General features: G+C 52.5%; 20 protein-coding genes. 17 read left to right on the top strand and 3 right to left on the bottom strand.

Features of this window, described 5'->3' with window-relative positions:
• Positions 1–37: 37 nt before the first annotated feature.
• Complete coding sequence (locus tag PsWM33_RS04980) at positions 38–979, bottom strand: LysR family transcriptional regulator (protein ID WP_063299437.1); 942 nt, start codon at positions 977–979, stop codon at positions 38–40.
• 235 nt (positions 980–1,214) lie between these two features.
• Here PsWM33_RS04980 and PsWM33_RS04975 point away from each other — a divergent pair, with 235 nt between their 5' ends.
• The 16 genes from PsWM33_RS04975 to PsWM33_RS04900 all read left to right on the top strand — a co-directional run bounded on the left by PsWM33_RS04975 (position 1,215) and on the right by PsWM33_RS04900 (position 22,198).
• The gene (locus PsWM33_RS04975; RefSeq protein WP_063299436.1) at positions 1,215–2,561 is read left to right on the top strand and encodes an MFS transporter; all 1,347 of its coding nucleotides are present in this window, start codon (positions 1,215–1,217) and stop codon (positions 2,559–2,561) included.
• 62 nt (positions 2,562–2,623) lie between these two features.
• Positions 2,624–4,009, top strand: a complete 1,386-nt coding sequence (locus tag PsWM33_RS04970) for a NarK family nitrate/nitrite MFS transporter (protein ID WP_063299435.1) — start codon at positions 2,624–2,626, stop codon at positions 4,007–4,009.
• A 25-nt stretch (positions 4,010–4,034) separates the two neighbouring features.
• Complete coding sequence (locus tag PsWM33_RS04965; RefSeq protein ID WP_063299434.1) at positions 4,035–7,784, top strand: nitrate reductase subunit alpha; 3,750 nt, start codon at positions 4,035–4,037, stop codon at positions 7,782–7,784.
• Positions 7,781–9,322 carry a nitrate reductase subunit beta gene (gene narH, locus PsWM33_RS04960; RefSeq protein WP_063299433.1) on the top strand — a complete coding sequence of 514 codons (1,542 nt, stop codon included), beginning with the start codon at positions 7,781–7,783 and terminating at the stop codon, positions 9,320–9,322. Before PsWM33_RS04965 ends, narH begins: the two co-directional genes overlap by 4 nt.
• Positions 9,319–10,041 (top strand): nitrate reductase molybdenum cofactor assembly chaperone, encoded by a 723-nt coding sequence (gene narJ, locus PsWM33_RS04955; protein WP_063299432.1) that lies wholly within the window; start codon positions 9,319–9,321, stop codon positions 10,039–10,041. The genes narH and narJ overlap by 4 nt, the downstream gene beginning before the upstream one ends.
• A gap of 2 nt (positions 10,042–10,043) precedes the next feature.
• Positions 10,044–10,757, top strand: a complete 714-nt coding sequence (narI, locus tag PsWM33_RS04950; protein WP_063299431.1) for a respiratory nitrate reductase subunit gamma — start codon at positions 10,044–10,046, stop codon at positions 10,755–10,757.
• 6 nt (positions 10,758–10,763) lie between these two features.
• Entirely contained in the window at positions 10,764–11,651 is an 888-nt protein-coding gene (locus PsWM33_RS04945; protein ID WP_063299430.1) for a peptidylprolyl isomerase, read from the top strand.
• A gap of 163 nt (positions 11,652–11,814) precedes the next feature.
• The gene (locus PsWM33_RS04940) at positions 11,815–12,807 is read left to right on the top strand and encodes a Gfo/Idh/MocA family protein (protein WP_082826884.1); all 993 of its coding nucleotides are present in this window, start codon (positions 11,815–11,817) and stop codon (positions 12,805–12,807) included.
• A 610-nt stretch (positions 12,808–13,417) separates the two neighbouring features.
• Complete coding sequence (locus PsWM33_RS04935; RefSeq protein ID WP_063299429.1) at positions 13,418–14,428, top strand: BMP family protein; 1,011 nt, start codon at positions 13,418–13,420, stop codon at positions 14,426–14,428.
• A gap of 80 nt (positions 14,429–14,508) precedes the next feature.
• Positions 14,509–16,056, top strand: a complete 1,548-nt coding sequence (locus PsWM33_RS04930; protein WP_063299428.1) for an ABC transporter ATP-binding protein — start codon at positions 14,509–14,511, stop codon at positions 16,054–16,056.
• Positions 16,053–17,144 carry an ABC transporter permease gene (locus PsWM33_RS04925; protein ID WP_063299427.1) on the top strand — a complete coding sequence of 364 codons (1,092 nt, stop codon included), beginning with the start codon at positions 16,053–16,055 and terminating at the stop codon, positions 17,142–17,144. The genes PsWM33_RS04930 and PsWM33_RS04925 overlap by 4 nt, the downstream gene beginning before the upstream one ends.
• A gap of 3 nt (positions 17,145–17,147) precedes the next feature.
• On the top strand, positions 17,148–18,089 hold the full coding sequence (locus tag PsWM33_RS04920) for an ABC transporter permease (protein ID WP_063299426.1): 942 nt from the start codon (positions 17,148–17,150) through the stop codon (positions 18,087–18,089).
• A gap of 27 nt (positions 18,090–18,116) precedes the next feature.
• Positions 18,117–19,412, top strand: coding sequence for an amidohydrolase family protein (locus PsWM33_RS04915; RefSeq protein WP_063299425.1), 1,296 nt, complete (start codon positions 18,117–18,119; stop codon positions 19,410–19,412).
• A 226-nt stretch (positions 19,413–19,638) separates the two neighbouring features.
• On the top strand, positions 19,639–20,112 hold the full coding sequence (locus PsWM33_RS04910; RefSeq protein WP_063299424.1) for a DUF3592 domain-containing protein: 474 nt from the start codon (positions 19,639–19,641) through the stop codon (positions 20,110–20,112).
• A gap of 81 nt (positions 20,113–20,193) precedes the next feature.
• A complete protein-coding gene (locus PsWM33_RS04905) occupies positions 20,194–20,922 on the top strand; it encodes an MBL fold metallo-hydrolase (RefSeq protein WP_063299423.1) in 729 nt (242 codons plus the stop codon).
• A 136-nt stretch (positions 20,923–21,058) separates the two neighbouring features.
• The gene (locus PsWM33_RS04900; RefSeq protein ID WP_208994399.1) at positions 21,059–22,198 is read left to right on the top strand and encodes a hypothetical protein; all 1,140 of its coding nucleotides are present in this window, start codon (positions 21,059–21,061) and stop codon (positions 22,196–22,198) included.
• A gap of 10 nt (positions 22,199–22,208) precedes the next feature.
• Here the strand turns inward: PsWM33_RS04900 and PsWM33_RS04895 are convergent, their stop codons facing one another.
• Both PsWM33_RS04895 and PsWM33_RS04890 read right to left on the bottom strand, forming a co-directional pair.
• Positions 22,209–23,372 carry a nitroreductase family protein gene (locus PsWM33_RS04895; protein ID WP_063299422.1) on the bottom strand — a complete coding sequence of 388 codons (1,164 nt, stop codon included), beginning with the start codon at positions 23,370–23,372 and terminating at the stop codon, positions 22,209–22,211.
• A 100-nt stretch (positions 23,373–23,472) separates the two neighbouring features.
• Positions 23,473–24,459, bottom strand: coding sequence for a nucleoside recognition protein (locus PsWM33_RS04890; RefSeq protein WP_208994398.1), 987 nt, complete (start codon positions 24,457–24,459; stop codon positions 23,473–23,475).
• Between the two features lie 356 nt (positions 24,460–24,815).
• Between PsWM33_RS04890 and PsWM33_RS04885 the strand changes: the two genes are divergently transcribed.
• Positions 24,816–25,418 carry a hypothetical protein gene (locus PsWM33_RS04885; protein WP_063294948.1) on the top strand — a complete coding sequence of 201 codons (603 nt, stop codon included), beginning with the start codon at positions 24,816–24,818 and terminating at the stop codon, positions 25,416–25,418.
• Positions 25,419–25,521 lie beyond the last annotated feature (103 nt).

The raw sequence follows: 25,521 nt of genomic DNA, 5'->3' as shown, positions 1-25,521 counted from the left end.
AAAGAAACAGATACGTAAACGACTTTCCAGTCGGAAATTATTCATTCTGAAGGTGATTAGAGTATTGGGAATTCTTGTCTTTTAGATATGCCTTCAATCGCTCACTGATGAAATTCAGAAAAAGCCGGATCTTAGGATCTTGATAGCGTTTGTGCGGAAATAGACATGCCAAATGCACATCAGCGGGCGGGGTGGCAGTACAGACGGCGATAAGGTCTCCGCTGAGCAAATGGTCGACAACATCAAACAAAGGTGCATTGATGAGGCCGTGATGGCCGAGTGCCCAGTTCACCAACACATCGCCGTCATCAGAGGTGAAAGGCCCACCAACTGTGAAGCTCTGTAAGCCTTCAGAAGTTTGAAGCGTCCATCGTCTTTCAGAGGAACCAGGAAACTGGAGCAGAAGGCAATCATGCTTCCCGTGTTGGAGATCTGCCCCTTGTTTTGGCTCACCCCGCTGTTCAAGATAGGTAGGGGAGGCGCACAGTACCCGAGGACAGTCCAACAGGTTTTTCAGCCGCATTTCAGAGTTTGGTAACTGTCCCAGAATGAATGCCAGATCCAAACCTTCTCCAGTAATGTTGAGAGGACGGTCCGAGAGCCTCAGGCGAACATGAATTTTAGGATAAGCATCGTGGAATTCAGGAATAAGCGGTGCGATCAAACGCCGCCCTATCCCGAGTGGTACAGAAACAAAGATTGAGCCGCGTGGAGTGTGTGTCACCTCCTGAACAGCCGCCTCAGCCTCTTCCATTGCTTCCAGCATTCTACGGGCGCCAGGATAAAAAATGCTACCTTGCTCAGTGGGTTGGATGGTGCGAGTGGTGCGGTTAAACAAGCGAATGCCGAGGTGCTTCTCAAGCTCTCCAATACGGGAGGAAGCAACCGCAGGAGAAACATGCATGTCTCTTGCCGCGGCAGACATGCTGCCAAGCTCAAACACGCGCACAAACATCCTGACATTGTTGATGTAAGACATTGCTTTAACTCTGAAATCCCCGCCTCTACACGAAACATACCAGCATCAAAGTAGTCTGGATAGGTGTTTTTCATTGCGTCGTGAGTGGGAAATAAAACATAGTTTTACTCCAAGTTGTATTTCAATTTTACTCGTTTAATCCTGTTCTTTCTATGAGTTGCTCTACTTTTGGGTGCTAAAGCTTCTGAGATTCTATGTGGATTGTCTTACCTGCTAGAATTCAGGATCAAATACTATGCATTCACTTGAGGGTGTTACTCGCTCCGATCAATATAGGGCATTGGGTCTTAGTACCTTTGCTTTTACTATTTGTTTTGCAGTTTGGACCATTTTTTCCATCATTGGCGTGCGCATTAAAGGCGAACTGGGGTTGTCCGATACTCAGTTCGGCTTATTGGTTGCCACACCTGTGCTCACCGGTTCTGTGAGCCGTATTTTCCTTGGAGTATGGACAGAGCAGTTTGGTGGACGAATTATGTTCCCGCTGCAGATGCTCCTTACAGCAGTCTGTGTCTGGTTGCTCACCTCAGTACAAACCTATGAAGTGTTTCTGTTAGCTGCCTTGGGCCTTGGATTGGCCGGCGGCTCTTTTATTATCGGCGTAGCCTATGTCTCCCAGTGGTTTGAAAAAGAGAAACAAGGCACTGCACTTGGCATTTTTGGTGCCGGTAATGTCGGCGCAGCAGTTACCAACTTCGTAGCACCATTTCTGGTCGTTGCAGTTGGCTGGGAAGGTACAGCCCGTGTTTACGCAATTGTTTTGGCAGTCACAGCCGTTCTGTTTTATCTGTTCAGTAAAGATGATCCGTCTCAGCAGGAGCGCAAGAAAGGAGGCAAGCGGGCGGTTTCGGCAGCAGAGCAGCTTGCACCTTTAAAGAACCTGCAGGTCTGGCGTTTTGCAACCTATTATTTCTTCGTGTTTGGTGCCTTTGTCGCGCTCGCGTCATTCCTCCCGCGGTACTACACCGGGGCTTACGGATTGGAGCTGACGACGGCTGGCGTTTTCGCTGGTCTCTATTCATTACCTGGGTCAGTATTTCGAGCACTGGGCGGTTGGATGTCAGACAAATGGGGCGCGCGCTTTGTCATGTACCTCACATTTATCGTCTCCCTCTTTTGTCTCTTCCTGCTGAGCTATCCCGAAACCTCATATGTTGTCAGCGGTATTGACGGCCCAATCGAGTTTAACTTCGGTCTTGGTGTTGGTGCCTTCGTCTCTGTGACCGTCGTTCTTGGTTTTGTCATGAGCCTAGGTAAAGCGGCGGTCTACAAGCACATCCCGGTTTACTACCCCTATCATGTTGGTGCTGTCGGAGGCCTCGTAGGCATGATCGGCGGTCTTGGTGGCTTCTTCTTGCCAATCGCCTTTGGAGTTCTGCTCGATTGGACTGGCGTTTGGACGGCACCCTTCATGCTTCTCTTCATCATTGTTGCGGTCTCAACTGTGTGGATGCACGTCGCTATCCGCAGGATGGAGCGCAAGCGTTATCCCGAATTGCAAGACGAAACAGATCTGTCTGATCTCCCGGATGAGCCGGTTGAAGGTCCGGACGGACCTGCAGGCGTAGAAAAGTATCCGTAACCAGCGAAGCCCTTTCTGGACATTCGGTCTGGGGAGGGCATGTAGCCAAAAGGAATGAATGTATGTCTGATAACAACACTCAAAAAGGGCACACACTAATTGAATGGCGGCCGGATGATCAGGAATTCTGGGAAACCAAAGGAAAGGTGATCGCCTCTCGGAACCTTTGGATCTCTATTCCGGCACTTTTGCTTGCCTTCTCAGTGTGGCTCGTTTGGAGTGTTGTTGTCGCAAGGCTACCCGCCATCGGTTTTGATTATACGACAGACCAGCTCTTCCTGCTGGCTGCTCTGCCAGGCCTTTCTGGCGCGACACTCAGGATCTTTTATTCCTTTATGGTCCCTATCTTTGGTGGTCGCCTTTGGACAACGCTGACCACAGCATCGCTGCTTCTTCCGGCTCTGGGTATCGGGTACGCAGTTCAGGACCCCACCACGCCTTATAGCATCTTCCTTCTGTTAGCCCTGCTTTGCGGTTTCGGGGGCGGTAACTTCGCTTCTTCAATGGCAAATATCGCATTCTTCTATCCAAAGAAGGAAAAAGGGAACGCGCTTGCGCTCAATGCAGGCCTCGGAAACCTTGGCGTTTCCGTCATGCAGTTTGTGGTGCCGCTTGTCATCACAGCTGGTGTCTTCGGCGCGATCGGTGGCGCTCCTCAAATCCTCGAGGATGGATCCCAACTCTGGATCCAGAATGCTGGCTTTATCTGGGTTCCATTCCTCATCATCGCGACGCTGGCCGCATGGTTTGGCATGAATGATATCGCCGATGCCAAAGCGAGCTTTAAAGAACAATCTATCATTTTCTCAAGAGCGCACAACTGGATCATGTGCATTCTTTATACTGGAACCTTCGGTAGCTTTATCGGTTATTCCGCAGGCTTCCCGCTGCTCATGAAGACACAGTTTCCGGAAGTAAATGCACTCACCTTCGCATTCCTTGGACCTCTCGTTGGTGCACTCTCCCGGGCTGGTACGGGTTGGGTTTCCGACAAGTACGGCGGTGGCCGTGTAACGTTCTGGACCTTCTTGTTTATGGCGGTTGCTGTTGGTGGCGTGCTGTTCTTCTTGTCCATCAAAACAGACCCGGGAGCTTTCTGGGGCTTCTTTGCCTGCTTCATGGCTCTGTTCTTCCTGACAGGTGTAGGCAACGCCTCTACATTCCAGATGATCCCGACCATCATGCGCCAACAGGTCGGCCTCTTGATGCCTGAGCTGGATGCAACAGCTCACCTGCGCCAGTCAGAACGTGAAAGTGCAGCCATCATCGCCTTTACTTCTGCGATTGCAGCCTACGGTGCCTTCTTCATCCCCAAAGCCTACGGAACATCCATCACCTATACAGGTGGTCCGGATGCCGCGCTTTGGGCCTTTGGCATCTTCTACGTGATCTGTCTGGTGATCACGTGGTTCTTCTACACCCGCAAGGGTGCCTCCGTTCCGTGCTAAGCAAATAACGTGAAGGGCATTTCAGATGTCTCTACTACTCGATAAACTGAACTTCTTCGCAAAACAGGACACTGGTACCTTTGCAAACGGGCACGGTGTTACAACCAATGAGAACCGAAACTGGGAAGACAGCTATCGAAAGCGATGGCAATACGACAAAATCGTACGCTCGACCCATGGTGTGAACTGCACTGGTTCCTGTTCCTGGAAGATCTACGTCAAAGGCGGGATTGTCACCTGGGAAACCCAGCAGACGGATTATCCGCGTACGCGCCCAGACCTGCCAAACCATGAGCCACGGGGCTGTTCTCGTGGTGCCAGCTATAGTTGGTACATGTACTCCGCAAACCGGGTGAAGCATCCACTCATACGCTCTCGCCTCCTCAAGCTATGGCGTAACGAGCGGACAGTGAAATCGCCGGTCGCTGCGTGGGCAGCCATTCAGGATGATCCTGCAAAGCGCGCAGATTACCTGAAAGTGCGCGGACACGGCGGTTTTGTGCGAGCCACTTGGGAGGAAGTCAACGAAATCATCGCAGCAGCAAATGCTTACACCGCGAAGAAATGGGGACCTGACCGCGTCGTTGGCTTCTCTCCAATTCCGGCTATGTCCATGATTTCTTACGCAGCAGGTACCCGCTACCTGTCTTTGCTCGGTGGCACATGCATGTCGTTCTACGACTGGTACTGCGATCTGCCTCCTGCCTCTCCACAAACATGGGGTGAGCAAACCGATGTGCCTGAATCCGCTGATTGGTACAATGCGGGCTTCCTGATGTTGTGGGGCTCCAACGTTCCACAAACGCGCACACCGGATGCGCACTTCTACACCGAGGTTCGCTACAAAGGCACCAAGTCAGTCGTGGTCTGTCCGGATTACTCGGAAGCGGCCAAGTTCTCGGATCTCTGGCTCCATCCAAAGCAAGGCACTGATGCTGCTCTGGCGATGGCCATGGGCCATGTCATCCTGCGTGAATACCATTTGGACAGGCAGGCAAAATACTTCGAAGATTACTGTCGTAAGTACTCCGACATGCCGCTACTGGTTCGCCTCGTCAAAAAAGACGGCAAATACATCCCGGAACGCCTCCTGCGTGCCTCCGAATTTGCGGACAAGCTGGGGGAAGAAAACAATCCAGAATGGAAAACCGTCGCTCTGGACCGCAAGTCGAAGAAGATAGTGGTTCCGCATGGCTCCATCGGCTTCCGCTGGGGGGAAAAAGGCAAATGGAATCTTGAAGAAAGAGACGGTGCCGGCAAAGACACTGACCTCGCCATGTCTTTCATTGACAAAGCTGATCATGATGAAGTCGCTGACGTGGCTTTCCCATACTTCGGCAATCGCGAGCATGACCACTTTGCGGGAACCAACCATGAAAGCGTAATGGTGCGCAAAGTCCCTGCGAAGAAAGTGAAGCTGGCAGAAGGTGAAGCGCTTGTTGCATCTGTCTTCGACCTCTTCATCGCAAACTACGGTCTGGATCGCGGATTGGATGATCCAAACTCGGCCAAGTCTTATGATGAGGAGCTGCCTTACACACCTGCATGGGCAGAGCAAATCACAGGTGTTCCCAAGGACCATATCATCACGACAGCCCGTGAGTTTGCGACCAATGCTGAAAAGACCAACGGACGCTCCATGGTCATCCTCGGTGCTGGTCTGAATCACTGGTACCACATGGATATGAACTACCGCGGCATCATCAATTTATTGGTGATGTGCGGCTGCGTTGGTCAATCCGGTGGTGGCTGGAGCCACTATGTTGGGCAGGAAAAACTCCGCCCACAAACCGGATGGACAGCCTTGGCATTTGCGTTGGATTGGACGCGCCCACCACGGCATATGAACTCCACGTCCTTCTTCTATGCCCACACCGATCAGTGGCGTTATGAGACGCTCAAGGTAGATGAGATCTTGTCGCCAACTGCCCCTGATGGGGATTGGGATGCATCGCTGATTGATTACAATATCCGCGCAGAGCGCATGGGGTGGTTGCCATCAGCACCGCAACTTGAGACCAACTCGCTTCAAGTTGCCAAAGCGATAGAAGAGAGCGGCAAAGAAGCTAAAGACTACATTGCTCAGGAGCTGAAGTCTGGTGGCCTCAAACTGTCTTGTGAGGACCCCGACAACGAAGCCAATTGGCCGCGCAACCTTTTCGTCTGGCGCTCCAACCTGCTTGGGTCTTCCGGTAAAGGCCATGAATACTTCCTCCGCCATCTGCTTGGTACTGAGCATGGTGTACTTGGCAAAGACCTCGGTGAAGAAGGCCGTCAGCGTGCAAAAGAAGCTGTCTGGCATGACAATGCGCCCGAAGGAAAACTCGATCTGCTCGTCACGCTCGACTTCCGTATGTCCACCACCTGCGTGTATTCGGATATCGTTCTGCCAACAGCCACATGGTACGAGAAAAATGACCTCAACACCTCGGACATGCATCCCTTCATTCACCCGCTCTCCAGCGCAGCAGATCCTGCATGGGAAGCCCGCAGTGACTGGGAGATCTTCAAGGGAATTGCCAAGTCCTTTTCTGAGGTATCTCAGGAAGTTCTCGGCAAGGAAAAGGACGTTGTTCTTGTCCCAATCCTGCACGATACCGCAGGCGAAATCGCCCAGCCATTCGACGTTGCTGATTGGAAGAAAGGCGATATCGACCCGCAACCCGGTAAGACAATGCCGAACGTTGTGGTCGTTGAGCGCGATTATCCAAACATCTACAAGTGCTTCACAGCTCTTGGCCCGTTGATGAATAAACTCGGCAACGGAGGCAAAGGCATCAGTTGGAATACCGAACACGAAGTTGACCTTCTCAAAGGCCTCAATGGTGAGGTCCTTGAAGACGGACTGACAAAAGGTTTCGCTAAGATCGAAACGGACATCGACGCGACCGAAGTGGTCTTGTCACTTGCCCCGGAAACCAACGGCGAAGTCGCTGTGAAAGCATGGGCTGCTCTCTCTGAGTTCACTGGCAGAGACCACACCCATCTCGCGATACCGAAGGAAGAAGAGAAAATCCGCTTCCGCGATATCGTCGCTCAGCCACGCAAGATTATCTCGTCACCAACGTGGTCTGGCATTGAGTCTGAGCATGTTTGCTACAATGCAGGCTACACAAACGTACATGAGCTGATCCCATGGCGCACTATCTCTGGTCGCCAGCAGCTCTATCAGGATCATCTCTGGATGCGTGCATTCGGCGAAGGCTTCTGCGTGTACAGGCCGCCGATAGACACCAAAGGCGTCAAACCGGTGATCGACGATAAGTCTCTCGGCAGAAAGCAGTTGGTTCTTAACTTCATCACCCCACACCAAAAGTGGGGCATCCACTCCACATACACCGACAACCTGTTGATGCTCACGCTCAACCGTGGCGGTCCAGTGGTCTGGATTTCAGAAGTCGATGCACAGAAGGCTGATATCGAAGACAATGACTGGGTCGAAGTCTTCAACATCAACGGTGCACTTGTTGCTCGTGCGGTGGTCTCTCAGCGTATGAAGGAAGGCACGATCTACATGTATCACGCTCAGGAAAAGATCGTGAATACACCGGGATCAGAGCTCACCGGACAACGCGGCGGTATCCATAATTCGGTGACCAGAACCGTCACCAAACCAACGCATATGATTGGTGGATACGCACAGCAATCATACGGCTTTAACTACTATGGAACGGTTGGCTCCAACCGCGATGAGTTCGTTGTGGTTCACAAACTGGAAGAAGTGAACTGGATGGAAGAACCACTGGATGACAGTGGTCAGGAGGCAGCAGAATGAAAGTCCGCGCACAAGTCGGAATGGTGCTGAATCTGGATAAATGCATTGGCTGCCACACCTGTTCAGTGACCTGTAAAAACGTTTGGACCAACCGAGAAGGTGTTGAATACGCCTGGTTCAACAACGTGGAAACCAAACCCGGCATTGGTTACCCCAAAGATTGGGAAAACCAAAAGAAATGGAACGGCGGCTGGGTTCGTAAGCGCAATGGTAAGATTATTCCCAAGATGGGTGCTAAGTGGCGCATTCTTGCGAAGATCTTCGCTAACCCTGATCTGCCAGAAATCGACGACTACTACGAGCCGTTTGATTACGACTACGAGCATCTGCAGGGCGCTCCTGAAAGTGCTCAGTTCCCAACAGCTCGACCCAAATCGGCGATCACTGGAGAGCGTATCGAAAAAATCGAATGGGGCCCAAACTGGGAAGAAATTCTCGGGGGTGAGTTCTCCAAGCGCTCAAAGGATTACAACTTCGAAGGCGTAGAGAAGGAAATCTACGGCGAGTTCGAAAATACCTTCATGATGTACTTGCCGCGCCTCTGTGAGCACTGTCTCAACCCAACATGCGTTGCTGCATGTCCATCAGGCGCCATCTACAAGCGCGAAGATGACGGTATCGTCTTGATTGATCAGGAAAAGTGCCGTGGCTGGCGCATGTGTGTCTCTGGCTGTCCTTACAAGAAGATCTATTTTAACTGGTCTTCAGGCAAGTCAGAAAAATGCATCTTCTGCTATCCGCGCATTGAATCCGGACAGCCAACAGTCTGCTCAGAAACCTGCGTGGGCCGCATCCGCTATCTGGGTGTAATCCTGTACGATGCAGACAAGATTGAGGAAGCCGCTTCTACAAAGGATGAAAAGGACCTCTACGAAGAGCAGCTCAAGGTGTTCCTTGATCCGCATGATCCAAAAGTGATCGAGCAGGCCCGCAAGGATGGTGTTCCTGAGGACTGGCTTAAGGCAGCTAAAGCCTCGCCAATCTATAAGATGGCAATTGACTGGAAAGTGGCTTTCCCACTTCACCCAGAGTACCGCACGCTTCCGATGGTCTGGTACATCCCACCTCTCTCGCCAATCCAGAACGCCGCTGAAGCTGGCAAGATTGGATGGGACGGTGAGCTACCGGATGTCCGGAGCATGCGTATCCCGGTTCGATACCTCTCCAACCTGCTTACTGCAGGCAAAGATCAGCCCGTCGTCTCGGCACTAGAACGCATGCTAGCCATGCGCTCTTACATGCGATCCAAGAGCATTGATGGTGTGGTCAATGAGGAGATTGCAAAGCAAGTTGGCCTTACGCCAGAACTGATTGAAGACATGTACAAGATCATGGCGATTGCCAACTATGAGGATCGCTTCGTCATTCCAACCACACACCGTGAAGTTTCCGAGGATGCCTATGATGTTCGTGGCTCTTGCGGCTTCTCCTTCGGCAATGGTTGTTCAGGCGGCAGTGATGGAACTGACCTATTCGGTGGATCCCGTAAGAAAACCGTCGAAACACCAACGGATATTTTTAAGGAGATGCGCGGATGATAGTCTCCTTAAAAATCCTCTCTCTTCTGCTCAACTACCCGACGCAAGAGTTCTTAGATGATCTGCCGGCGTTGAAAGACGCAGTAAACTCAGACCGTTTGCTCTCTGCAAAAGGTCAAAAAATGATCTGCACTCTTTGCGATGATCTGGCTGGTAAAGATCTCTACGAGGTGCAGGAACAGTACGTATTCCTGTTCGATCGGACGCGTTCACATTCACTGCACTTGTTTGAGCATGTGCATGGTGAGAGTAGGGATCGCGGACAAGCACTCGTCGATCTGCGTGAGATGTATCTGACAAACGGTTTCGCAGTAGAAACCACGGAACTCCCAGACTACATCCCATTATTCCTCGAATACTTGGCGCATCAGCCTTTTACTGAGGCGCAGGAACTGCTTGGTCAGACCGCCCATATCTTCGAAGCCCTTCGTTTGCGTCTCAAAAAGAAAGGCTCAATCTACGCTAATGCGTTTGGGGCTGTTGCTGAAATCAGCAAAGCGGCACCTTCCAAGGAGCTCCTCTCAAACATTCTTGCAGAGCCCGAAGATGATCCAAATGATCTCGAAGCCATGGATCGCATTTGGCAAGAAGAGGTCGTCAAATTTGGTGGCAATGCAGGAGAAGGCAGTTGTGGCCCTGATCGCTTAAGAATGCAAATGAGAGCTGCGGACAGACGTCCCTCTGATCCAACGCCACAGAACATCCAAGGGGAGACCTAGAAATGTCTGGCTTCTTCAACACGTTGTTCTTCGGAATATATCCTTACATTGCCCTCTCGGTTTTGATTGTAGGCACAATCATTCGTTATGACCGTGAGCCTTACAGCTGGCGTGCTGGTTCAAGCCAGCTCCTCCGCCGTAAACAACTGGTCTGGGGTTCGGTACTCTTCCATGTGGGCGTACTCGTCATCTTCCTTGGCCATTTCTTTGGAATGCTCACACCAATTGCAATCTTCGAAATGCTAGGCATCAGCCATGGTGCAAAGCAGGTATTGGCGATTGTTGTTGGTGGCATAGCGGGTTTGATGGCAATTGTTGGAGCTGGATTGCTCATTCACCGCAGGCTCTACGATGCGCGGGTGAGGGCAGCCTCCAGTGCCATGGATACCTTCATCATCTGCCTTCTCGGTTTCCAGCTCTTGTTGGGTCTGGCAACTATTCCGATTTCCTTGCAGCACCTGGATGGTGAGGAGATGGTCAAACTGATGACATGGGCACAAGGCATCTTCACGTTCCGTGGTGATGCAGCAACCTATGTTGCTGATGCCTCATGGATCTTCAAGTTGCACCTGTTTGTGGGATTGTCGATCTTACTCATCTTCCCGTTCACACGCTTGGTGCACATGCTCAGCGTTCCGGCAAGATACTTGTGGCGTCCCGGTTACCAGATCGTGCGTGAGCGCAACTCCACCAATTCACGAAATCCTGCTGAGTGAGGTGAAATGGCCAATCTCTACACCAACCCAAATCTGAGTGAGGGTGCTCCGGCAGACGTGGATCTGCCGAGCACCAAGGTGCCACCCAAAAGCAAGCCGATCATCACGGATGTATCGGTTAACGGCGTTCAAATCTCAGAGCAGAATATTCTGGCAGAAGCCCAAAACCATCCAGCTGAGAACCCTGGTCAGGCTGTGCAAGCTGCCGCCAGAGCGTTAGTCGTCCGAGAGTTGCTGTTGCAGCAAGCCAAGTCTTTGAACATTCAGGCGGCACCAGAACAGATGAATGACGGAAGTGAGACACCTGAAGATGCTGCGATTAGAGAGCTGATCGAGCAGGAAGTTGATATCCCGTCAGCCTCTACAGATGAGTGTCAGCGCTACTACGAGAACAACAAGGCCCGCTTCAGTTCAGAGCCAATCTATGAAGCCAGCCATATCCTGTTTGCTGCTGGGGCAGATCAACACACTGCCCGCAGCATCGCTAAAGCGCGAGCCCACGATGTAATCAAACTGCTTCAGGATAAACCAGAGGCCTTTGCAGATTTGGCGCTGGAGTACTCCGCTTGTCCTTCCAAAGAAACCGGCGGAAATCTGGGACAACTGACAAAGGGAAGTACAGTTACAGAGTTTGAAAAAGCACTCCAATCGATGCAAGCAGGCCAGATGACAGGTGAACCTGTTGAGACCAAGTTCGGCTACCACATCATTTTCCTGAACAGGAAGATTGAGGGAAATACCCTGCCATTCGAGCATGTTGAGGAAACCATCAGAGCATGGTTGGAAGCGGCAAGCTGGTCCAAAGCAGTGTCTCAATACATCACTATCCTGGCAGGGTCTGCTGAGATAAAAGGTATTGATTTACTTGGTTCTGACAGCCCGTTGGTTCAGTAAAATTGTAAGTACTTAGCGACGAGTACCTGCTCTTTTATCGATAAACTTGGATAAGCAGTAAGCTATTGATCTCCGGTATTTTCTCCTTCCTTAAATGTGATTAGGGTTATTTCTGGAGTTCTTCCCGTGATGTTCTCGGGATCCTTTGTTCTGGAGAAAAACAATGTCGAAACTGAACTGGGGCTTTCTCGGAACAAGCTTCATCTCGCTGACAATGGCAGACGCTATACAAGCGGAAGGAGCGACGCGGATACATTCCGTGGCAGGCCGGTCAGAAGTGCCTCTGAAAGTCTTCGCAGAAAAGTACGATGTTGAGCATACGTTTGATGACTTCAACGAGCTGATTGAAGACGAAGCCGTTGATATCATTTACATCGCTCTCCCAAACCACATTCACCATGAGTATGTGATCAAGGCAGCAAATGCGGGGAAAGCAATCCTTTGCGAAAAGTCGCTGTCTATCGACATGGAAAAAACCGATCAGGCGCTGAAAGCGGTTGCCGAGAACGGTGTATTCTTCGTGGAAGGGCTGATGTACCTGAACCACCCGTTTGCAGCTGCTATTCGCGATGTAGTTGCTTCTGGTGAGTTGGGTGAGATCCAGTCGATTACAGCTCAGTACTGCGCGTCAATTGCCAGGTTCGTGAACCCACACAGTAAGGGGGCACTTTATAACCTTGGTTGCTATCCAACGTCGCTGATGCATCTTCTGTTACAGACTGCATTCCCGACCCATATCTTTGATAATTATAACATATCGGCAATGGGCCGACGTGGTGCAGATGGGAACATCTGCGAGTCAGCAGCAACGTTGCGGTTGAATAACGGTGTTGTTTGCCAGCTTCACACGGCAGAAGACTACGGTCTGCATGCTGGTTTCACAGTGCTTGGCTCCAAGGCAAGTCTGGTGTTGAATTCCAACCCATGGCTACCGGAAGCTGAGGGGAATATCTTCACAGTTACCCCATACGAAAAACCGGGCGACACGCGCACAGTTACGGCAGACGGCAACGCCTTTATTTATCAGGTCAGAGCGATCCGCGAAGCGATCGAAGCTGGCAACAAGGCGCTGGCAAGTCCGGCTCCGAGTGTTGAGGACAGCCGTCAGATCATGCAGATTCTGACTGACTGGGAAGCTGCAACCGTGACTGCCTAAGCGACATGATATTGCAATGTGAGGGGTGCGATTGCACTCCTCTGAGCAGCCTGCGAGGGTTGCCAAAATACTCGCAACTACAACAATTCCCAAATTTTTCTCAGTGATCCGTTGAGGCTCGTATTGCCTGCTCCATGAGCAGCAAGCGTCAATTCCTGCATAAAATCAGCTTGCTACGTGGATGCAATTTAGGCAGTCAGAGCAATCATTAGGCGTGGTGTGCTATTTTTCAATCCATGGAAAATATTGCAAAATAATATTGATTGAAATTATTTGACCGAAAAGTAAAATTTCATAATGTTGCTTCGATTCGAGTGTTTTATCGTCACTTAGCTCAATCCACAGCTATATAGTGGTCCAATAATATTTATACAGTCGATAAATAGCTGAATACCATAAGAAAAGTACTGTGTGATCTGCATTAATTTACGTGTCGTCACGCAAAAAATACTTCTGAGGCATCTAGTCATTAGCCGCTTTGTCTCGTATACAGCCATTTTTAATGCCTTCGTCCTGCTCAGGACCTTTTCACTTAAAATGCGAGATAGGGCAGATTGCGGCTGCAGTCTGATCTGCAGCCCTGCACAATTATTGATTTCAGGGGGTGTGCATGTTTGCGACACGTTTGAACGGTTTGGTGAGACGCCATGTTCTCGCAGCCGTAGCTGTTTTTGCGGCCATAATCGCGGTTTATTCACCAGCAAAAGTTTTAGCTGCCGAACCTCTCAAGGTCGCAGCGATTTACACCGTTCCTGTTGAACAGCAATGGGTTGGACGTATCCACCAAGCGCTCAATGCAGCGGCAGAACGCGGTGACATCACCTATGTCTATTCCGAGAACACAGCCAACACCGACTATGAGCGTGTCATGCGTGAGTACGCCGAAGCTGGCCATCAGCTCATTGTTGGCGAGGCGTTTGCAGTAGAACGCGCAGCGCGCAACGTGGCTGCAGAATACCCGGAAACAGCTTTCCTCATGGGCTCGTCCTTCTCGGCAGCTGAGCCAAACTTCGCGGTGTTCGACAACTTCATTCACGAACCATCCTACCTCTCCGGTATGATCGCAGGTGCGAAGTCCAAGTCTGGAAAAATCGGCATGATCGGCGGCTTTGCTATTCCGGAAGTGAACCGTCTCATGCACGCATTCATGAATGGTGCTAAGGCAACCAATCCAGAGGTGACTTTCACTGTCAACTTCATCAACTCCTGGTACGATCCGCCAAAAGCGAAAGAAACCGCTTACGCCATGATCGATGCTGGTGCGGATGTTTTGTATGCAGAACGCTTCGGTGTGTCTGATGCGGCTATGGAAAAAGGCATCTTCGCGATTGGCAATGTGATCGACACCGCTGCCGATTATCCAAACACCATCCTCGCCTCTGCCATCTGGCATATGGAGCCAACAATCGACACTGCGATTGCGGCTGTAAAGGCGAATAACTTCAAGGCTGAAGACTACGGCAAGTACTCCTTCATGGGCCATGCTGGTGGTTCGCTGGTGGTTGATGAAACGCTGGTGGATGCTGACCTTCTTGGCAAGGTCAAAGCTGTCGAAGCGAGCATTCTGGATGGGTCTTTTACCGTTGAGATCAACGACGAAGAGCCAAAATCCTCCAAGTAACGCTGATCGGGTTGGGGGGATATCCCGGCCCATCTTCTCCGCCTGCTACGCGCATAACCTCGTCAGTCCAAGGGTATCCCATGCCAGAAACTGAGAGCGGGCATCCGCTTTTATCTCTTCAAAACATAACCAAGATCTTCGGTGATCTGGTTGCCAACGGAAACGTCAATCTGGACCTGCATGCCGGGGAAATCGTTGCGTTGCTGGGTGAGAACGGAGCGGGGAAAACCACGCTCATGAATATCCTGTTTGGTCATTATGTGGCTGATCAAGGACGTGTCATGGTACGCCACTCCTCCGGTATTCTGGTAGATTTGGAGCCCGGTGCTCCTCAGGCGGCCCTTGAAGCGGGGATAGGTATGGTTCACCAGCACTTCACGCTGGCTGAGAACCTGACAGGTCTTGAGAACATCGTTTTGGGCACTGAGAGCCTGTTTTCACGCCGCTTCAGCCGCTCCAAAGCGCGGGCAAAACTACAGGAGCTGATGCAGAGCTCCGGCCTAGAAGTTGATCTGGATCTGCGCGTCTCCAAGCTCGCTGTTGGTGAAAGACAGCGTGTCGAAATTCTCAAAGCGCTCTACCGGGACGCCCGCATTCTGGTGCTGGATGAACCCACAGCGGTTCTCACGCCTCAGGAATCCGACAGCCTTTTCAAAACCTTGAAGCTGCTCGCCGCCAAAGGCATAGCGATCATCTTCATCTCCCACAAGATGGCCGAGGTACTGGGCGCGTCTGATCGTGTTGCGGTTCTCAGAGGGGGCCGGATGGTTGCTGACCTGCCGACATCGCAGTGTGATCGCCACCAACTGGCTGAGGTGATGGTCGGGCATTCCGTCCAAACTGCAGAACGCAAACCCGGCTATCCGGAAGACGAAACGCTGGTTTTTGCTGGTGTCAGCGCTGGTGATGGCCGCGAGCAGATCGAGAACGTCAATCTCGCCCTCCGTAAGGGGGAAATCATCGGCCTCGCAGGCGTCTCCGGCAACGGCCAAAGCACCCTTGCTAAGGTCATCTCAGGGTTGGAAATCCCTACCTCTGGCTCCGTCCAGCTCAACGGCAAACCGCTCAAGGCCAGTGCTGCGGCTGCCATCAAATCCGGTGTGGCCCGCATCCCGGAAGACCGTCATCACGACGGCATCGTTGGCGCCATGTCGGTAGAGGAAAACCTCGTTCTGGAGGAAATTCGTGGGGCCGCTTACCAACGCTTCGGCCTTCTCCGCTTCAACGAAATTCGCAAGCGTGCTCAGGAGGCTATCAAGGCCTATGACATTCGCTGCTCCGGCCCGCTTGCTGTCTCCCGTCTGCTTTCCGGCGGGAACATCCAAAAAATCGTCCTCGCCAGAACGCTGGACCAGCAACCCAATATCGTCCTTGCCGCCCAGCCTTCCAGAGGGCTGGATGTAGGGGCAACAGCTGATGTGCACCGCCGCCTGCAAGAGGCGCGAGACAGAGGCGCAGGCATCCTTCTCATCTCGGAAGATCTGGACGAACTCTTCCAGTTATCCGACAGGATTGCCGTGATCCATCGCGGGCATATCTGCGAGCCAGTGGAGACGGAAAAGCTGGATAAGAAACAGGTTGGCCTGATGATGGCAGGACAATCCATAAAAGGGGAACAAGCAGCATGATCCGGTTTGAACCTCGTACCAATGTTTCTTCGCTCTTCGCGTTTGCCCTGCCAGTTATCGCCGGAATCACCGCGCTCGTGCTTGCCGCGATCCCCATTGCAGCAGCAGGGGGAGAAGTTTTCGCCGCCTACGGGCACATCTTCAAAGGCGCATTCGGCTCCAAGTTCGCATTCTCTGAGCTTTTGGCCCGCGCAACGCCACTCATTTTCACGGGTCTGGCCGTAAGTGTCGCCTTTCGTGCCAAACTCTGGAACATCGGTGCAGAAGGCCAGCTCTATGTGGGCGCACTCGCAGCAGTCGCCATCGGCTCCGGCGCAATCTCCGCGCCCGCCTACATTATGATCCCGCTGATTATACTGGCAGGCATGATTGCTGGCGGCACCTTGATGCTGGTGCCAACCCTGCTGAAAACGAAGCTGGGCGCGGATGAAGTGGTCACCACCTTGCTGCTCAACTTCGTCGTGCTGCTGTTTGTGCAGATGATGCTGGAAGGCCCCATGAAAGACCCCATGGGCATGGGCTGGCCGCAGTCAGAACCCATGACCAGCGCCGCCACACTGCCCAAAATGTTCGCCCGCATGCGCATCCACTGGGGCCTCGTGATCGCACTGGCATCAGCCCTGATCATCTACATCATGATGAAGCGCAGCGTCTGGGGTTTTGAAATCCGTGCAACGGGTGAAAACGTCTCTGCCGCAAAACATGCTGGCATTCCGGTCACCTCCACATTCATCAAAGTCGGCTTGATCTCCGGTGCACTTGCAGGCCTTGCTGGTGTCAGCGAAGTGGCTGGCCTCAAAGGGTATTTGACTGCCGATATCTCCCCGGGCTTCGGTTACACCGGCGTTGTCGTTGCGATGCTTGCAGGTCTCTCACCCGTTGGTGTGGTCGTGGCCGCCATCTTCATTGCAGCAGTCTTTGTGGGGGCAGATAGCATGAGCCGTGCCATGGGCGTGTCCAGTTATATTGCTGATCTTGTGGTCGCCATGTCTTTGATCTGCGTATTGATTTCCAGCCTATTCGTGCGCTTCAAAATCCGCTTTGTCAGGCCCAAAAAGACACCACTTGTAGCCAAAGGGGAGGCATAAGCCATGGAATATATTGATATTCTTCTCTCCGCAAATTTCTGGGCTGCTGCTATCCGCATCGCAACCCCGCTCATCTTCGGCGTGTTGGGTGCCTTGGTCTGCGAGCGGGCAGGGGTGCTCAACCTCGGTATTGAGGGCATCTTCGTGGTTGGCGCCATGTGTGGCTGGATGGCTGTTTGGCTCGGAGCTGGCCTCTGGGGCGGCATCCTCGTCGCAGCATTGGCGGGGGCATTTTTCGGCTTGCTCCACGGCATCCTCACGGTGCCGCTGGGCTTGTCTCAGCACGTGTCTGGCCTTGGCATAACTATGTTTGCAACCTCGGTCAGCTATTTCACCTACCGCACAGCCCTGCCAAAGGTATCTAGTCCACCACGGATCGAGGCATTCCAGCCGCTTGATATTCCTGTTCTTTCAGAGCTGCCTTTTATTGGCCCAGCCCTCTTCCAGCAAACATCCATGACCTTTCTGGCACTCGCCATGGTCTTGCTGGTCAGCTACGTGCTCTATCGCACCCCGCTGGGTCTCGCTATCCGCGCCGTGGGTGACAATCCATCCGCTGTTGAAGCACAGGGCCTCTCGGTCTTTGCGCTACGTATCGGGGCGATCATGGCCGGGTCTGCGTTGATGGCGCTGGGCGGTGCCTTTCTCACCATGTCCGCCTTTGATGCCTTCTTCTTCGGCATGATCAACGGACGCGGCTGGATCTGCATTGCACTGGTGGTGTTTGCAAGTTGGAGACCGGGCAAGGCTTTGCTGGGTGCACTGCTGTTTGGCGCGTTTGATGCCTTCCAGATCCGCCTGCAAAACGAGGTCGGCGCGGTGATCCCATCTCAGGTCTTCCTGATGATCCCATATCTGCTATCCATCGTGGCGCTGGTGCTTGTAGCTCGCAAGGCAGACTACCCACGCGCCCTGCTGCAACCTTATTTCCGTGGTCAGCGTTAAGCTGGAAAAGCAAGAAAGGCACCACTCATGTCTCTGGATCTCCTTGTCAAAAACGCAGTTCTGACCACTGGCGAAGCTGGTGTAGATATCGCGGTGAAAAACAGCACAATCACCGCGATTGAAAAGGGCATCACCGCAGAAGCGGAGCGTGTGATTGATGCACAGGGCCAGCTGGTCTCAGCACCATTTGTTGACCCGCACTTCCATATGGATGCCACCCTTTCCCTCGGCCTGCCAAGAATGAACGAGAGCGGCACTCTGCTGGAAGGCATCAGCCTTTGGGGAGAGCTGAAACCGTTATTGACCATTGATGCCGTTGTAGAGCGGGCTCTGCGCTATTGCGACTTGGCGGTCTCTCAGGGCCTACTGGCTATCAGAAGCCACGTAGATGTGTGTGATGATCGTCTGCTCGGCGTGGAAGCCCTGCTGGATGTAAAGCAACGCATTGCGCCTTATATCGATTTGCAGCTGGTCGCCTTCCCGCAGGATGGCTTCTACCGTTCACCAACGGCGGAAAACAACCTGCTCCGCGCACTGGATATGGGTGTAGATGTGGTCGGCGGCATCCCGCACTTTGAGCGCACTATGGAAGACGGTGCCCGCTCCGTGAAGGCCCTCATGGAAATAGCAGCACAACGCGGCCTGCGGGTGGACGTGCACTGCGATGAATCTGATGATCCTCTCTCACGCCACATTGAGACACTGACTTACGAGACACGGCGATTGGGCATGCAGGGCAGGGTAACAGGATCGCATCTCACCTCCATGCATTCCATGGACAATTACTACGTTTCCAAGCTGCTGCCTTTGATGGCGGAAGCAGGTGTCTGTGCCATCGCCAACCCGTTGATCAACATCATGCTTCAGGGCCGTCACGACACCTACCCAAAACGCCGTGGCCAGACCCGCGTGCGCGAAATGCGCGAACTCGGCATCACCGTCGGTTTCGGTCATGACTGTGTGATGGATCCCTGGTACTCGCTGGGCAATGCAGACATGCTGGAAGTCGCCAGCATGGGCCTGCATGTAGGCCAGCTCTCCAGTCGCGATGACATCCGCTATTGCTATGAGGCTGTCACCACCAACTCTGCAAAGATCATGGGGCTGGAAGGCTACGGCGTCAAAGTCGGCGGCAACGCAGACTTCGTGTTGCTTCAGGCACAAGATGCCATTGAGGCCATCCGCATGAAGGCAACCCGCCTCGCTGTCATCCGCCGCGGTAAAGTCATCGCCGAAACTGCCCCACGCATCACCAACCTCTCGCTGGAAGGTCGCCCAAAAACTGTGAATGCCGCGGATTACTCCCCAAGCAGCAACGCTTAAAACGGGGACAACCCCGCAAAACCGCGCTTGCGTTGCTATGTGCGTTCATTTGCGTTCTTTCCGTTTTTCCTGAGTTCTTTCGTCCCGCAGTACGCTGCGGGACGGAGGCAGTCTTGGATTGCTTGCTAACAAGTGAGATTGATACAAAACTCTTTTACTTTTTCGGTTTGAAATGCAGTCTTAGATTGATTAGATAAATTTAGCAATCTCATAAGTAGAAGTTAGCATGATCAACCGACCAACAACTCTCTCAGATTTCATTTTTAAGGTCATGTCTGATCTTCCAAGAATGATTGTGATACTTGGTGTGTTCTTTGGAAGTTTTGGATTGTGGATGGAGTATTCGTCACGAAGCGCTACTTGGGATGCAGCCGAAGTGGAAGTTACTGTTGCTGACGTAGAGACGGAGCTTGGTGAAAATGGGCGGATGTATCGACCGGTCTTTGCATTTGAGGAGAGTGCTCGACAACCTGTGATCTACAGAGGGAACACATGGGTTTCGCCGAAACCTCATGAGGTTGGTGACGTGGTTACCGGATTTTACAACTATGAGACTGGCGAAATTGTTAGTTTGGAAATGATTGAGCGCGCGAGGTATATGGGGCGAATTCTCATAGTTTTTGGAGTAGTTGCAACTCTGTTCGGTGCCTTCTTATTGAGATGGCGTAAAGCTAAAACTCCGTCGAAAACCTTGAAATAGCCCCCTTTCAAAATAAGTTATCCCCCTACACACCAGAGCTGGCTATGATGGACTTCTCTTTTCAAGCAGGAGGGATGAGCGGTGGAACACATTCCGGCTCAGAAGTGGTATCGCACCACGAAACTGGCAGATGACATTACGCTGATTGATGAGCCCTACGTCAAGCAGTTCTACCGCTGCAACATCTGGCATGTGCGCGGACGCCATAAGGACCTGTTGGTGGACAGCGGCATGGGCGTGGTCAGCCTGCGGCAGCATGTGGCGCTCACCGCTGAAAAGTCCGTCATGGCCGTTGCCAGTCACACCCACTTTGACCATATCGGCTGCCACCACGAGTTTCCGCATCGCTTGATCCATATCGCAGAAGCTGACCTGCTGGCTCATCCAACCCGTCAGAACACGCTGGCTGATCCTTACGCAACTGACGATATCTTCGACGCGCTTCCGCCAGAGCCCTACAAGTCCTCCGAGTACGCCGTCAAACCAGCCCCTGCCAGCCACCTGTTGAAAGATGGCGAAGTGCTCACCACCGGAGATCGACACTTCGAGGTCATCCATACACCCGGCCATTCCCCCGGCGGTATCGCCTTATGGGAAAAAGCGACAGAAACCCTGATCGCAGGAGACATCGTCTACGATGGCCCGCTGGTGACAGACTGCTACCACTCCAACATGGAAGACTACATCACCAGCATGAAACGCTTGGCTGATATCCCTGTCCGCACCATCCACGGCGGTCACTTCCCCAGCTTCGACGGCAAACGCCTCCATGAAATCATCCATACCTTCCTGAAGGAGCATGACAAATAACGCTAACTTCGTAGTCTTCCTTATAAAATCCAGTCATCTCCTGTGACGCTCAGAACAGCAACCCGCAAAGTGATTGCCTACTCTGAAAGGTGGGAGGGCAGCATGCCCGGGCCGCTGACATCATGGGAGTTGGATAATGACAGCGATTGGTTTGAACAGTTTTGTCACCGCCGCACACACCATCCCGCAGGATGGTAAGCTCACGATTGCAGAAGGGCACGTCAAAGCGCAGTCCAGTTCCGCAATCGCTGGCCGGCTCGTCACATGGGTCAAGCAACAGGCCGCAGGAGCTGAGCAGAAACACACCGACCAGGGTGCGTTTCGTCTGGCTTTGACCAACCACTACGGCAAAACGCTGGGCGAAAAAGCCTATGAGGCTGCCTGTCGGGCTTGCGGCCAGAATCCTGGCAAAAGCCACAGCCTGACATCCCGGCAAGTGCAGGAAGGCGTCACCTTTGCAGAACATCAGGTGCTGAGAGACGAAAGTTCAGCAGTGCGCACCAAAGCTCTCTCTGCAGACGTGAAGCGCAACCCGATCAATAACTTGGTTCAGAACAAAGATCACCAGACAGTCCCATCGTTCCAAAGCGAGATCATCGAGCTTCACGGTTCAGATGCAGAAGTTCTCTCGGCTTATGTTGATAGCAAATACACAGAGCAAAACCCCTTCCACATAATAGCGGATCTCATAGCCGATCTCTATTTGGAAATTGCTGAAAAATTTGATCCTGTAGTGGCGGACGAAGCTACCTTTCAGACAGAATATCAGAAGCTGCTGCTGCATATCTACCGCAATGTCCTTCGCGATCAACGCCCCGTGGAGAAGGGGGAGGCACTGAAGGTATCAGATACACGTTACCCAATGAAGATCGCTGTTGAGCGCTTTGAAAAGCAGGTCTGGAAATACGCAGAACAAAGCTTCCTGCACTCTCTGCCAGAAAATGCAGAAGTCGCCATCCATGACTTGTTACGACAGCTGAACTGGGAGAACTTCCCGGCACTGGCCGAGCAGCACGGCGTCCCTGGCATTGGCTGGGACAGCGAGGCGACAGGCACATACTTTGCGGCCAACATCCCGCCAATCCGCGATCTCGCTATTGAGCGGCTAATTGAGAAGCGGGAGGATGAGACGTTCCTGAGTTCCGTCACGGTCGAGAGTTTCAACCATATCATTGAGGATGCGTTGAGCGAGCTGAAATCACCGCAACAAAAACACGCCAGCCCACCAGTTGCTGACCACACCAGCGACACCACAAAGCACGTCCGCTGGGTCTAAGCCGATAAGCTCAGCCTGAGGAGCCCGTCTCCTCAGGCACCCATGAGATGACATAGCGCGGCAGATCCGGAAACGGTCCTTCACCGCGGTCCTCACAGGATAGCTGCTCAAACCGCCCCGCCTTGCCAAGAGCCTCACACCCACATTCCCAGTTCGCCAGCCAGATCCCCAAGGCCACCATGGCGTAGTACCGCGAATGCGTCGCCGCACAAAAATCCACCCGCTGTATCCTCGCATTCTCCGCAAGCACGACACCTCGTGTCGGCTGTGCATTGTAGGAGGAGGGCGACCACTGACACACCTCATAACACCGCCCGAAATCCCGATAGGGCCGTGCGTTCGTGTTCAGCGGCTTGGTGACACCAGCATCCGCAAAGAACAATTCCTGCACGTCCAGACGATGCCGCTGTGTCTTCTGAATGAACCGGATCGCAAGCGGGATGTAACGCGAGCGATACCCAAACCCGCAAACGCAGATGATGTGATCCTTCTCAGGGTCAAACCGTGCGCCCAGATGTTTGATGATGCTCTTGTGGTCCGCTCCCGGCCCAATCCAGCAGGTTGCCAACCCTTGCCGTGTGGCCTCAATCACTACCTTCTGCAAACTGCGACCGACATCCACCACCGCCATCTCATGATACGCACGCGGTGCAATAGCCACCAGAAACTCATGCGTCCCAACCGCAGGCCAAACCACAAGCGGATTGTCGACATACTCAAAGCGAATAAGGTGAGGGCTCAGACAATTCTTTGGCCTGCTAGTCCGCTCTGCCAATGAAAGCACCATCTGACGATGCTCTTCCGTCATAAGCCGCTTTTGAAAGGACCGGCACGAGACCCGCGCACGCAGCAACTCAAATACCTCCAGATGCTCAAGGCTGGTTGGCAGCGGCTCTTCCGGGTGATAGCCGTACCGAACCGTCACCACATCGAAAATCAGATTGAGAAACAGCAACACCGCAAGAACAAGCGGCAGATCCACCAACAGAAATGGCCAGCACCCGACCAGCGCGCCGATCCCAGCCAACACCGGCAACAGCACCACTACCACCAGATTGGGCAGGTACTGCAGCCAGCTGGTCCATTGCAGCCACATCTTCACCCGCCACCACCACCTGGTTTCAAACCAGGCCTCGTTAGGGGTGCGCGTCTCTTGAGGAGGTGTTTCGTTCATGCACGTGTTCCGCAATCAGACCAGAGTAGGCTCACTGCGAAACATCTTAAGCGAGGCTTGTTCCTGAAACGTAACCAAGCATCAGGAACAGGATAGGGTATCAGCCAACCGCCTTGGCTGTTTTCGCTGGGCGGTAAAGGAACCGGTTGAATGCGTCCTCCGGCATCATCTGGATGAGGCGACCAATCAGCGCCATCGCCGCAATGCAGAACACGAAACGCCCAACCAGTGCGCCGGACCAGTGCGCGCCAAACGCCATCATCACCAGCGGGTCCTCAATCAACCCATGGCAAATGCCCATGAAGGAGAGGGACAACACCACATCGCGAGAGGATAACTTGCCTTCCTGCGCTTCTTTGATGATGAGACCACCACCGTAAGAAAGCCCAAGCAAAACGCCCACCATGGTGATTGGTGTCGCCGCCTCGCTGATGCCCATGAGGCGCAGCAAAGGCGAAAGCAGCCAGCCAATCAGGTCGGTAATCTTCATCAGTTCCAGAAGCTTCAGGAAGATGATCAGCCCCATGATAATCCAGAACATGGTGAAGAGCAGAGACGCACTGGAATAGCCCCACTGCAGCCATGTCTCTTCAATCGTTGGCGCAAAAGGCAGCCAGTCAAGCTGGATCGGCTGCTGCAGCCAGCCACCCGCAGAGTAAAACAGGTTCAACATCATGCCGTAGGTGATGCCCACCACAAAACGCAGGCTGGAGGAAAAGACAAAGCTGATCCCGGCACGGCGGGAGATACTCTGCTCCAGAGGCAATGCATGGGCGATCAGCACCACAGAAAGCAGCACGGTCACATCAGCAACACTCAGCGACACCAGTGGCAAAATAGTCAGCATCACAGCGACGGCAGAATAGGTGCTCACCAGCAAGCCAACAGCAAGAACAAGCCCCGTTGCAGCAGGCAGACCCATCAGGCCCATCAGCGGTTCAAGCGCAACACCCAGATAATCAACCAGCCCTAATTCCATCAGAATGCGCACAAGGATCATCACAGGAACCATGGTCTTGATCATGATCCAGAACAGGCCGACGGAGTCTTTTGCAATTTTTTGACAAGCGGCGGAGAAGCTTTTCATTTTGACAAACCAGAGTTGCGCGCGCTTTGTCTTGCTCAAAGCACTGCAAGTGAACGGAGGTTGGGAAAGTCAAAAGGGTCGGGCCCCTGCTGCATTGCCCAGCAAAACTACTAGGATATTTCAGGTTTTGAGGAAATAGTATTTTACTCAACCCACCCACTTTAAATTCTCAAAGGAACGTTTGCACGTGGGGAAAGACCTGTGAAGTTTTCGGTTTAGTCTTTCAGAAAAACCAAAGCGAACAGCCTTGCTTTTGTCACCTCCAGTTCTGCTCTGCTTAACTAACGAAAGACCTCTTCCTTTGGAGCTCAGCCGTTTTGCATTAGCGTTTTTCTGAACAAAAGCAGGTGACAAAAATGGCTGGGAAAACCCTGAAGACCTTTAAGAACCTTTCTGATTTCCGCAGTGGCTTCTCTGATCTCAAACAGAAGATGGACCACAAACACGGCATCCACCTGCTGGATATTACTAAGTTTGATAAGGAGCTGGGCAATAAGACCTTCCTTGAAAAAAGCTATGAGGCCGCCGTTGAGGATACCCCAAAGGTATCCAAAGTCTCTGAAGCGCATGGAAAACTCACGCGGCTCAAAAACTCACTGGAGCGCGAAAGCAGCGGTTTTGAGGACCTCGATAAACTCTACAACAAGCTGGTTGCTCAGCTGAATGAGGCAAGCAAGAAAAACAAAGGTGACGTCAAAAAACTCAGTGAAGACAAAGAGTATGATGAAGCCCAAGCCAACCTCCTAAAGCTTGCACCCCATTGGAAAAAAGCTAGTAAAAAGCGGAATGACTTCCGGAAAGCCGAACGCGAACTCGCTGGCCTCGACAAAAAACTCACGGAAATCAAAGCTGAAACCTCAAAGAAATGCCCTGTTGAGGTGAAACGGGACTCCAAGAAACTCCTCTTGCTTATCGCAGGCGACAAGGTGGTCGAATACTCTATGAAACATACAAAGTAGACTTCACCCCAGGCACCAATCCCTGAGTTACTTCAGCACTGGCCGCAAAAATTGGCGGTCATACTGATCAGCCCCACTTGAGTGATCCGGTTTGAAAGTTAGT

The organism is Pseudovibrio sp. WM33, from assembly GCF_001623165.1.
In the GTDB taxonomy this organism is placed as follows: Bacteria; Pseudomonadota; Alphaproteobacteria; order Rhizobiales; family Stappiaceae; genus Pseudovibrio.
The sequence above is the reverse complement of the archived record's forward strand: the minus strand, read 5'-3'. Positions and strand labels throughout refer to the sequence as shown.

Excerpts from the sequence above, each read along its gene's own strand:
- PsWM33_RS04920 (WP_063299426.1), top strand. The coding sequence starts at position 17,148 with ATGGAATATATTGATATTCTTCTCTCCGCAAATTTCTGGGCTGCTGCT.
- PsWM33_RS04970 (WP_063299435.1), top strand. The coding sequence starts at position 2,624 with ATGTCTGATAACAACACTCAAAAAGGGCACACACTAATTGAATGGCGG.
- narH (WP_063299433.1), top strand. The coding sequence starts at position 7,781 with ATGAAAGTCCGCGCACAAGTCGGAATGGTGCTGAATCTGGATAAATGC.
- PsWM33_RS04900 (WP_208994399.1), top strand. The coding sequence starts at position 21,059 with ATGACAGCGATTGGTTTGAACAGTTTTGTCACCGCCGCACACACCATC.
- narI (WP_063299431.1), top strand. The coding sequence starts at position 10,044 with ATGTCTGGCTTCTTCAACACGTTGTTCTTCGGAATATATCCTTACATT.
- PsWM33_RS04885 (WP_063294948.1), top strand. The coding sequence starts at position 24,816 with ATGGCTGGGAAAACCCTGAAGACCTTTAAGAACCTTTCTGATTTCCGC.
- PsWM33_RS04965 (WP_063299434.1), top strand. The coding sequence starts at position 4,035 with ATGTCTCTACTACTCGATAAACTGAACTTCTTCGCAAAACAGGACACT.
- PsWM33_RS04925 (WP_063299427.1), top strand. The coding sequence starts at position 16,053 with ATGATCCGGTTTGAACCTCGTACCAATGTTTCTTCGCTCTTCGCGTTT.
- PsWM33_RS04895 (WP_063299422.1), bottom strand. The coding sequence starts at position 23,372 with ATGAACGAAACACCTCCTCAAGAGACGCGCACCCCTAACGAGGCCTGG.
- narJ (WP_063299432.1), top strand. The coding sequence starts at position 9,319 with ATGATAGTCTCCTTAAAAATCCTCTCTCTTCTGCTCAACTACCCGACG.
- PsWM33_RS04910 (WP_063299424.1), top strand. The coding sequence starts at position 19,639 with ATGATCAACCGACCAACAACTCTCTCAGATTTCATTTTTAAGGTCATG.
- PsWM33_RS04890 (WP_208994398.1), bottom strand. The coding sequence starts at position 24,459 with ATGAAAAGCTTCTCCGCCGCTTGTCAAAAAATTGCAAAAGACTCCGTC.
- PsWM33_RS04975 (WP_063299436.1), top strand. The coding sequence starts at position 1,215 with ATGCATTCACTTGAGGGTGTTACTCGCTCCGATCAATATAGGGCATTG.
- PsWM33_RS04930 (WP_063299428.1), top strand. The coding sequence starts at position 14,509 with ATGCCAGAAACTGAGAGCGGGCATCCGCTTTTATCTCTTCAAAACATA.
- PsWM33_RS04935 (WP_063299429.1), top strand. The coding sequence starts at position 13,418 with ATGTTTGCGACACGTTTGAACGGTTTGGTGAGACGCCATGTTCTCGCA.
- PsWM33_RS04980 (WP_063299437.1), bottom strand. The coding sequence starts at position 979 with ATGTCTTACATCAACAATGTCAGGATGTTTGTGCGCGTGTTTGAGCTT.
- PsWM33_RS04940 (WP_082826884.1), top strand. The coding sequence starts at position 11,815 with ATGTCGAAACTGAACTGGGGCTTTCTCGGAACAAGCTTCATCTCGCTG.
- PsWM33_RS04915 (WP_063299425.1), top strand. The coding sequence starts at position 18,117 with ATGTCTCTGGATCTCCTTGTCAAAAACGCAGTTCTGACCACTGGCGAA.
- PsWM33_RS04945 (WP_063299430.1), top strand. The coding sequence starts at position 10,764 with ATGGCCAATCTCTACACCAACCCAAATCTGAGTGAGGGTGCTCCGGCA.